6 protein-coding genes are annotated in these 7,995 nt (G+C 46.1%); 4 read left to right on the forward strand and 2 right to left on the reverse strand.

What is annotated here, in order from left to right:
• Positions 1 to 195: 195 nt before the first annotated feature.
• Positions 196 to 1,203, reverse strand: a complete 1,008-nt coding sequence (gene dusB / locus IM479_RS13825) for a tRNA dihydrouridine synthase DusB (RefSeq protein WP_287685970.1) — start codon at positions 1,201 to 1,203, stop codon at positions 196 to 198.
• Between the two features lie 199 nt (positions 1,204 to 1,402).
• Between dusB and IM479_RS13830 the strand changes: the two genes are divergently transcribed.
• Complete coding sequence (locus IM479_RS13830) at positions 1,403 to 2,977, forward strand: glucose-6-phosphate isomerase (protein WP_287685971.1); 1,575 nt, start codon at positions 1,403 to 1,405, stop codon at positions 2,975 to 2,977.
• A 445-nt stretch (positions 2,978 to 3,422) separates the two neighbouring features.
• A complete protein-coding gene (locus tag IM479_RS13835) occupies positions 3,423 to 4,637 on the forward strand; it encodes an ABC transporter permease (protein WP_287685972.1) in 1,215 nt (404 codons plus the stop codon).
• Positions 4,638 to 4,642: 5 nt separating this feature from the next.
• Here the strand turns inward: IM479_RS13835 and hisD are convergent, their stop codons facing one another.
• Positions 4,643 to 5,899, reverse strand: a complete 1,257-nt coding sequence (hisD, locus tag IM479_RS13840; protein ID WP_287080098.1) for a histidinol dehydrogenase — start codon at positions 5,897 to 5,899, stop codon at positions 4,643 to 4,645.
• A gap of 325 nt (positions 5,900 to 6,224) precedes the next feature.
• Here hisD and accC point away from each other — a divergent pair, with 325 nt between their 5' ends.
• A complete protein-coding gene (gene accC / locus IM479_RS13845) occupies positions 6,225 to 7,571 on the forward strand; it encodes an acetyl-CoA carboxylase biotin carboxylase subunit (RefSeq protein ID WP_287685973.1) in 1,347 nt (448 codons plus the stop codon).
• 43 nt (positions 7,572 to 7,614) lie between these two features.
• The coding region (locus IM479_RS13850; protein WP_287685974.1) for a Uma2 family endonuclease at positions 7,615 to 7,995 on the forward strand (381 nt) is incomplete at its 3' end.

Raw genomic sequence — 7,995 nt, forward strand, 5'->3', positions numbered from 1 at the left:
GTCAGTCTGTAGAGCGACCATAAGACCAGAACAGAGTAAATCTGTTAAGGCAGGTGCGGAACCCCGCAAGGGAAAGAAGCAGAAACCTAAATCGTGAGGTTTGGGAATCACCGTCCGTTTTACGGCGGTGAGGATGTCAACCCAGGCTTGAGCATGGAGCAACCCTATAGTCGCTGAAGTAGCCTAACTTCACCGTTATCTGTAAATATTCTCGTTTTCAAGGTGTAATTGGGCAATAGCTCGATCAATTAAATCACAGCCCTCCCCTACCGATTCAATCCGCGAAAACCGATCGCGCCAAATCGCCGCACCAGTAAAATCCTGACAATACCAAGCCAAATGTTTCCGCGCTTGCCAGATACCGCGTTGTCCCTTGTATAGCCATAGCCCCTGTAAATGCTCTTTAGCTAGGCTTAACAGGTCAATAGAGGTGGGTTTCGGCAAATTTTTGCCTGTTTTGAGGTAATAATCGATTTGCCCCACCAAATAGGGATAACCGAGGGTTCCCCGCGAACACATCACCCCATCGGCCCCGGTAAATTCCAAACAATTAATCGCCGCTTCCACAGAAACGATATCGCCATTAGCGATGACAGGAATCGATAAAACCTCCTTCACCCGTTTAATCCATTGCCAATCGGCCGGCCCGTGATAACCCTGTTCCCTAGTGCGTGCGTGCAGGGTCAACATTTGCGCTCCCGCATCTTCCAAACGACGGGCAAAATCGATAATATTAATCTCTTGAGCGTTCCATCCCAAGCGAGTTTTCACCGTTACCGGCACCGATACCGCTCCCACCACTTCCCTAACAATTTGCTCGGCAATTTCTGGCTGTCGTAAAAGCGAAGAACCGCCGCCTTTTTTAGTAATTTTATTAACAGGACAACCCATATTAATATCGATGGTCATCGCTCCTTCCTTAACCGCTTTTTCTGCCGCCACAGCCATAAAATCGGGACGGCAATCAAATAATTGCATACTAATTGGTTGTTCCTTGTCCCCGATAACCATCAATTGCGGTAACTCTTGCAGCTGGGAGATTTCTGTCGCGTTGACCATCTCCGTATAGAGCATGGAATCGGGAGCAAAGCGTCTCACCAAGCGCCGAAAAACTAAATCGGTGACACCGGATAAAGGTGATTGCAAGACGCGGCTATGTACTTCTAAATTACCGATTTTGAGAGGGGATGAGTAAATAGCCATAGGACTAATTAAAAAATCAACAGCCAACACCAGCAAACCGAACAATTAGGAGATAGTTCCGTCACTGTTAACATTTTGCCAACTCCTAATATATGCTTAACCGTCATCTTCTAGTCTAAAACTACCTGTATGATGATTGGAGAGGATAGAATCCTATCTCTCCTAAACGAGTAATTAAACAAAAATTTCGCTTTTTTTTATGGATAATCTGCAACTCTGGCAACGTTACCAAGATTGGTTATACTATCACCCTAACCTAGAACTTTATCTCGATGTCAGTCGGATTCCCTTCGATGAGGGTTTTCTCAAAGGTCTAGAAGCAAAATTTGAGCGCGCTTTCCAAGATATGACAGCTTTAGAACAGGGTGCGATCGCCAATCCCGACGAACAGCGTATGGTCGGCCACTACTGGCTGCGCGCTCCTGAACTCGCTCCTAACCAGGAATTGCGGGCCGAAATCACCGAACCCATAGCACAGATTAAAGAATTTGTCAAGAAAATTCACTCCGGAGCAATTAAACCGCCTGATCAAGAAAAATTTAGCCATATTCTCTGTGTAGGCATCGGGGGGTCTGCTTTGGGTCCCCAATTCGTCGGTTCGGCTCTAGCACCCGATTTTCCCCCCTTAGAGATTGCTTTTATTGATAATACCGACCCGAAAGGCATCGATCGCACCCTAGCCCATTTACCCTTAGCTACCACCCTCGTTATCGTCACCAGTAAATCCGGCGGCACTCCCGAAGCGAGAAACGGAATGTTAGAAGTCCGCAACGCTTACGAAAAACAAGATTTAGACTTTCCGCAACACGCGGTCGCCGTCACTATGCCGGGTAGCCAACTGGACAAATACGCCCAAGATTGGCTAACTCGTTTCCCTATGCAGGATTGGGTCGGTGGTCGTACATCAGAACTATCCGCCGTCGGTCTTCTCCCGGCCGCTTTGCAGGGTATCGACATTGATGAAATGTTAGCCGGGGCCAAAGAAATGGACATCGCCACCCGCGTCCATAACCTGAAAAAAAATCCTAGCGCCCTACTGGCTCTGGCTTGGTATCATGAGGGCAATGGCAAGGGAGAGAAAGATATGGTGATTCTGCCCTACAAAGACAGTCTCTATCTCTTTAGCCGCTATCTGCAACAATTGGTGATGGAGTCCCTCGGTAAAGAAAAAGACCTCGATGGCAACAAGGTGTACCAAGGTATCGCCGTCTATGGTAACAAAGGTTCTACCGACCAACACGCCTACGTTCAACAATTACGCGAAGGTGTTCCCAATTTCTTCGCCACTTTTATTGAAGTGTTAAAAGACCGACAAGGAGATTCCATGGAAGTGGAAACCGGCTCCACTACTGGCGATTTCCTCTCAGGATTACTGCAAGGTACTCGACAAGCTTTATACGAAAATAGTCGTCACTCTATCACTATCACGATCCCAGAGGTTACTCCCCGTCAGGTGGGGGCCTTAATCGCCCTCTACGAACGGGCTGTTAGTTTCTATGCTAGTTTAGTTAACATTAACGCCTACCATCAACCCGGGGTAGAAGCAGGGAAAAAAGCCGCCGCTTCCATTCTGGATTTACAGAGAAAAATCGTGCAAGTTGTTCGGGAAACGGGAACTGCTCTCGACCTAACCACTCTGGCGGCTAAAATCGGCTCTAGTGACCAAGTTGAGGCTATCTATAAAATCGTCCGTCATCTCAACGCTAATCGGCGCAGTTTAACTATTACCGGCGATTTAAGCAAACCGGAAACGATCCAAATCTCTACCCGCTAATCAGTTATCAGTTATCAGTTATCAGTTATCAGTTATCAGTTATCAGTTATCAGTTATCAGATGTAAGTTTTAAGTTAATTAGTTATTTATTTATCAGATGTAAGTTAATTAGCTATTTAGTTATTTATTTATAGCGGTTCTCACATCTGTGTGGCACACTTTAACCTTTGCTGATTAAGCTTTTCAGGATTGAGAATGTACCTCTTGTCAACAGGAAACGCTATATCTTCATCTTTATCCCTGTTTACTGATTACTGTTTACTGTTTACTGATTACTGTTTACTGTTTACTGTTTACTGTTTACTGATTACTGTTTACTGATCACTGATTACTGATTACTGTTTACTGTTTACTGTTTACTGTTTACTGATTACTGATTACTGTTTACTGTTTACTGATTACTGTTTACTGTTTACTGATTACTGATCACTGAATATAACTAACCATGGAAATGCTCGAAAACCTGAAAATGGCTTTTTCCGCTTTGATGGGCAATAAACTGCGTAGTGGTCTGACCATGCTAGGAATTGCTATCGGTAACGCCTCCGTCATTGCCCTAGTGGGAGTGGGTGAAGGAGCGCAAAAAGTCGCCCTCGAGCAGTTTGAAGCCCTCGGTCCGAATGTTTTATTTGTTTCCACCTCCTCGCGCAATGTCCGGCGGACAATTCCTAATCCCCGGCCTCTCACCTACGAAGATGCTCAAGCGATCGCATCTCAAGTTCCCGCCATTGCCGCCATTTCTCCCGAATTGAGCGGTAAAAGAATCTTATCCTTCGGTAATAGAACCAGTAATAGCCCCCTAATCGGGGTGGGAGCCGAGTACCTAAACGTGCGTAACCGTCAACTATCTAAAGGTAGATTTATTATGGAATCTGACCTGAAACGGGATAATCGCGTGATTGTCTTGGGATCGGAATTAGCCAAAAATCTCTTTGGTAATCGCAATCCCGTCGGCGAAAATCTTCGCATCGGCAATCTTAGTTTTCAAGTTATTGGAGTTTTACAGGCGAAAGGCTCCTTATTTGAGGCTAATCAGGATGATCGAGCGTTAATTCCCCTAACTACTATGTCTAATCAGGTTCAAGGACGCAGAGCTATCTATGGCATTCCCCTGACTCATATTTCTGTCTTGGCGAAAAGCTCTGCCCAAATTAAAGCCGCCCAGTTTCAGATTAGCAACCTGCTGCAAATGCGTCATCAGGTCAGCGACGAGAATTATGTGCAGGTTTTCCTCCAAACCACAGTCTTAGAAATGGCCAAAGAGACTAACGATAGTTTAACTAGAATGTTAGCCTCGATCGCCAGTATTTCCCTTTTTGTCGGGGGAATCGGCGTAATGAATATTATGCTCGTGTCAGTCACGGAAAGAACCCAAGAAATCGGGTTAAGAAAGGCTTTAGGAGCCAAAGAAGGGGATATAAAAGGTCAATTTCTCATTGAATCGGTGATTTTAGCCACCACTGGCGGAATTATCGGGATTTTTGTCGGCATTCAAGGAATGTATCTAGCGGGAATTTTTGCCGCTTTAACCACCAGTGTCTCAATCCCTGCGATAATTCTCGCTTTAGGAGTGTCTAGTGCCATCGGTCTAATTTTCGGTGTTGTTCCCGCTCATCGTGCCGCTAAATTAGACCCAATAGTTGCTTTGAGAAGATTATAGTTTTTCTAGGTCTTGTCCTGACCTCGGGATTCTATACCCGCGTCCGTTGTCGTAAATCCCTCCGCTTGCGCTAATATTTGCAGATTGTGGGCTATGGAGGCGAAAGAATCGGCAGGATATTCGATTAAAGTGGCGGAATCGAGAAAAGTTTCCACTCCCACGGGACAACCCAAATAATCAGCCACCGCTTTTGGAGTAGTGGAACCGAGGAGAATAGTTCCCGATTGTCTCACAGAAGATAGCTTTTCCCAAGGCTCATCGATCATTAAGGATAAATGGGTGGGAGCAAAAAGATTCGATAATTCGATCGCTTTCTCCAATGATTCCACCACCACGATTAAACCATAATGAGCGATCGCTTTTTCCGTTAACAATCTCTGGGGATGTACCTGTAACTGTTTTTGCACTTCTTCCTGTACTATTAGGGCCAAAGCCTTATCCGTCGTCAATAAAATCGCTGCCGCTAGGGAATACTGTTCCGCTTGCGCTAATAAATCTAAGGCCAACTGCCTGGGATTGGCTTGACTATCGGCAATAATAACCAAATCAGAAGTAATAGAGAGATAATCGATTTTTACATGGTCAGAAACCAGTTTTTTAGCCAAATTAGTATAAAAATCACCTATTCCGGCAATCATCTCCACGGGAGCGATCGTTTTTGTACCGTAGGCTAAAGCGGCGATCGCCTGTGGTCCAGCCACCCGATAAATCTCACTAATACCCACCGATTGGGCTGCCACTAAAATCGCCGGGTGGATGCGTAAATCTTCATCAGCAGGAGATACCATCACAATCCGTTTAACCCCCGCTATTTTGGCAGGAATCGCCTGTTGGAGCAATAAACTGAGATAGGCCCGTTTCCCATCGGGAACGACAATTCCCACGCTGTTAACCGGTTGATAACGTTTCCCCCGAACCGTACCATCCTCAGGAAACTGTACCCAAGCTTTGGGAAGACGCTGACGATGAAAAGCCTCCATTTTTTGACAGGCAACGGCGATCGCATTTAATAAATCCTGCGACACCTGTTGATAAGCAGCATCGAGTTCCGAGCCGCTCACCTTCAGTTGTTGTAGATTAAGGGACTGTTGGTAGAATTTTTCCGTGTAATCCACCAACGAGCGATCGCCAGAAAGTCGCACCTGCTCGACAATCTCTCGGACAAGCGATTCTTTTTCCCGAATTTCCGGATCGTCGAACCGTTCCCGAATTCGTCTCAGTTCCGTTCTGGCTGACCATGGCTCTGTGATAATTCGCAACATCGAGCTATTATCCTCTAGGGGCGAAACGAGATTAAAAAGTTTTCACTCCTCACACTCTAGCTTATCGCTTTCAATCTTGACCGGGGAGGGAGACGAAGTCGGTTATTTTAGCCGTTAGTCGTTAGGGGGCAGGAGGCAGGAGATAGGGTGATAGGGTGATAGGGTGATGAGACAACTTCCCCACTTCCCCACTTCCCCACTTCCCCACTTCCCCCCGCAACGCGCACGAAGTGGTCTCCCCACTTCCCGATTTCCCCAAGGTAACAAAACCAGATATTCTACTAAATAGTCGCCTATCACACCAGCCTGATCTCGTGGTTGTCCAATGCAGTTTGCCAAGATATTAATCGCCAATCGCGGGGAAATCGCCTTAAGAATCCTTCATAGTTGCGAAGAATTGGGCATTAGAACCGTTGCCGTCCACTCTACCATCGATCGCCATGCCCTTCACGTTCAACTGGCCGATGAGAGTGTTTGTATTGGTCCGCCTCCAAGCAGCAAAAGTTACTTAAATATCCCTAATATCATCTCGGCTGCCCTAACACGCAACGCCACGGCGATCCATCCCGGTTACGGTTTTTTGGCAGAAAACGCCCGCTTTGCCGAAATTTGTGCCGATCATCAGTTAACTTTTATCGGTCCGTCTCCCAGTGCTATTCTGGCTATGGGGGATAAATCTACCGCTAAAAAAACCATGCAAAAAGCGGGAGTTCCCACTATCCCTGGCAGTGGTGGTTTAATTACCTCAGAAGCGGAAGCAAAACGTATCGCTGATGACATCGGTTATCCTGTCCTGATTAAAGCCACCGCCGGCGGTGGAGGGCGTGGGATGCGTCTTGTCAAGAGTTCAGATGAACTAGGTGATATGTTAAAAGCCGCTCAAGGGGAAGCAGCAGCGGCTTTTGGCAATTCAGGAGTATATCTAGAAAAATTTATCGAATGTCCCCGACATATCGAGTTTCAGATTTTGGCCGATAGTCACGGTAACGTGATCCATTTAGGAGAAAGAGACTGTTCGATTCAGCGACGACACCAAAAACTGCTAGAAGAAGCACCCAGCCCCTTCTTAACGCCCCATTTACGCTCAAAAATGGGTAATGCCGCCGTTAAAGCCGCTAAATCGATTAATTACGTCGGGGTGGGAACTGTGGAATTTTTAGTCGATAAACACGGCAATTTTTACTTCATGGAAATGAACACCCGTATTCAGGTGGAACACCCCGTCACGGAGATGATCACGGGGATAGACCTGATCCGAGAACAAATTCTGGTGGCACAGGGCGAAAAACTGCAAATTAAGCAAGATCAGGTGATATTTAGAGGGCATTCGATCGAGTGTCGCATTAATGCCGAGGATCCTGATCGCAATTTTCGCCCCCACCCTGGCAAAATTAGCGGTTATCTGCCCCCCGGCGGTCCCGGTGTCCGCATGGATTCCCACGTTTACACCGATTACGAAATCCCCCCCTATTACGATTCCCTAATCGGTAAATTAATTGTCTGGGGAGAAAATCGCGAAACTGCGATTAAACGCATGAAACGCGCCCTGCGGGAATGTGCGATCACGGGAGTACCGACGACTATTGATTTCCATCGTAAAATATTGGAAACTCCCGCCTTTTTAGCCGGAGATGTTTACACTAATTTCATCCAAGAACATCTCTTGCCCTAGCGCGTTACCATGAATTTTAGACGAGAGTAGGTTGGGGATAATAATGACAGTAGAAGTTAAATTTAACTCGTTTCAACTCAGCGATGAACAGTTCTTTCAACTTTGTCAGGATAACCGAGATTTGCGCTTGGAACGCAACCCAAAAGGAGATTTAATTATTATGCCACCGACTGGAGGAGAAACCAGTAATTCTAACGCTGGAATCACTGCCCAATTATGGTTATGGAATAACCTAAATAAATTAGGTGTAGTTTTTGATTCTTCTGGAGGATTTAAACTACCCAATGGGGCCGATCGCTCTCCCGATGCTGCTTGGATACCTTTAGAAAAATGGCAAGCTTTAACCCCACAACAAAAGGAAAGATTTTTACCTCTATCTCCCGATTTTGTCATTGAATTAATGTCTCCTAGTGACAACATAGAA

This window comes from Microcystis sp. M165S2, from assembly GCF_020245885.1.
In the GTDB taxonomy this organism is placed as follows: Bacteria; Cyanobacteriota; Cyanobacteriia; order Cyanobacteriales; family Microcystaceae; genus Microcystis.

Bases quoted from the DNA above. Each gene is read 5' to 3' on its own strand.
- dusB (WP_287685970.1), bottom strand. From the start codon at position 1,203: ATGGCTATTTACTCATCCCCTCTCAAAATCGGTAATTTAGAAGTACAT.
- IM479_RS13830 (WP_287685971.1), top strand. From the start codon at position 1,403: ATGGATAATCTGCAACTCTGGCAACGTTACCAAGATTGGTTATACTAT.
- IM479_RS13835 (WP_287685972.1), top strand. From the start codon at position 3,423: ATGGAAATGCTCGAAAACCTGAAAATGGCTTTTTCCGCTTTGATGGGC.
- hisD (WP_287080098.1), bottom strand. From the start codon at position 5,899: ATGTTGCGAATTATCACAGAGCCATGGTCAGCCAGAACGGAACTGAGA.
- accC (WP_287685973.1), top strand. From the start codon at position 6,225: ATGCAGTTTGCCAAGATATTAATCGCCAATCGCGGGGAAATCGCCTTA.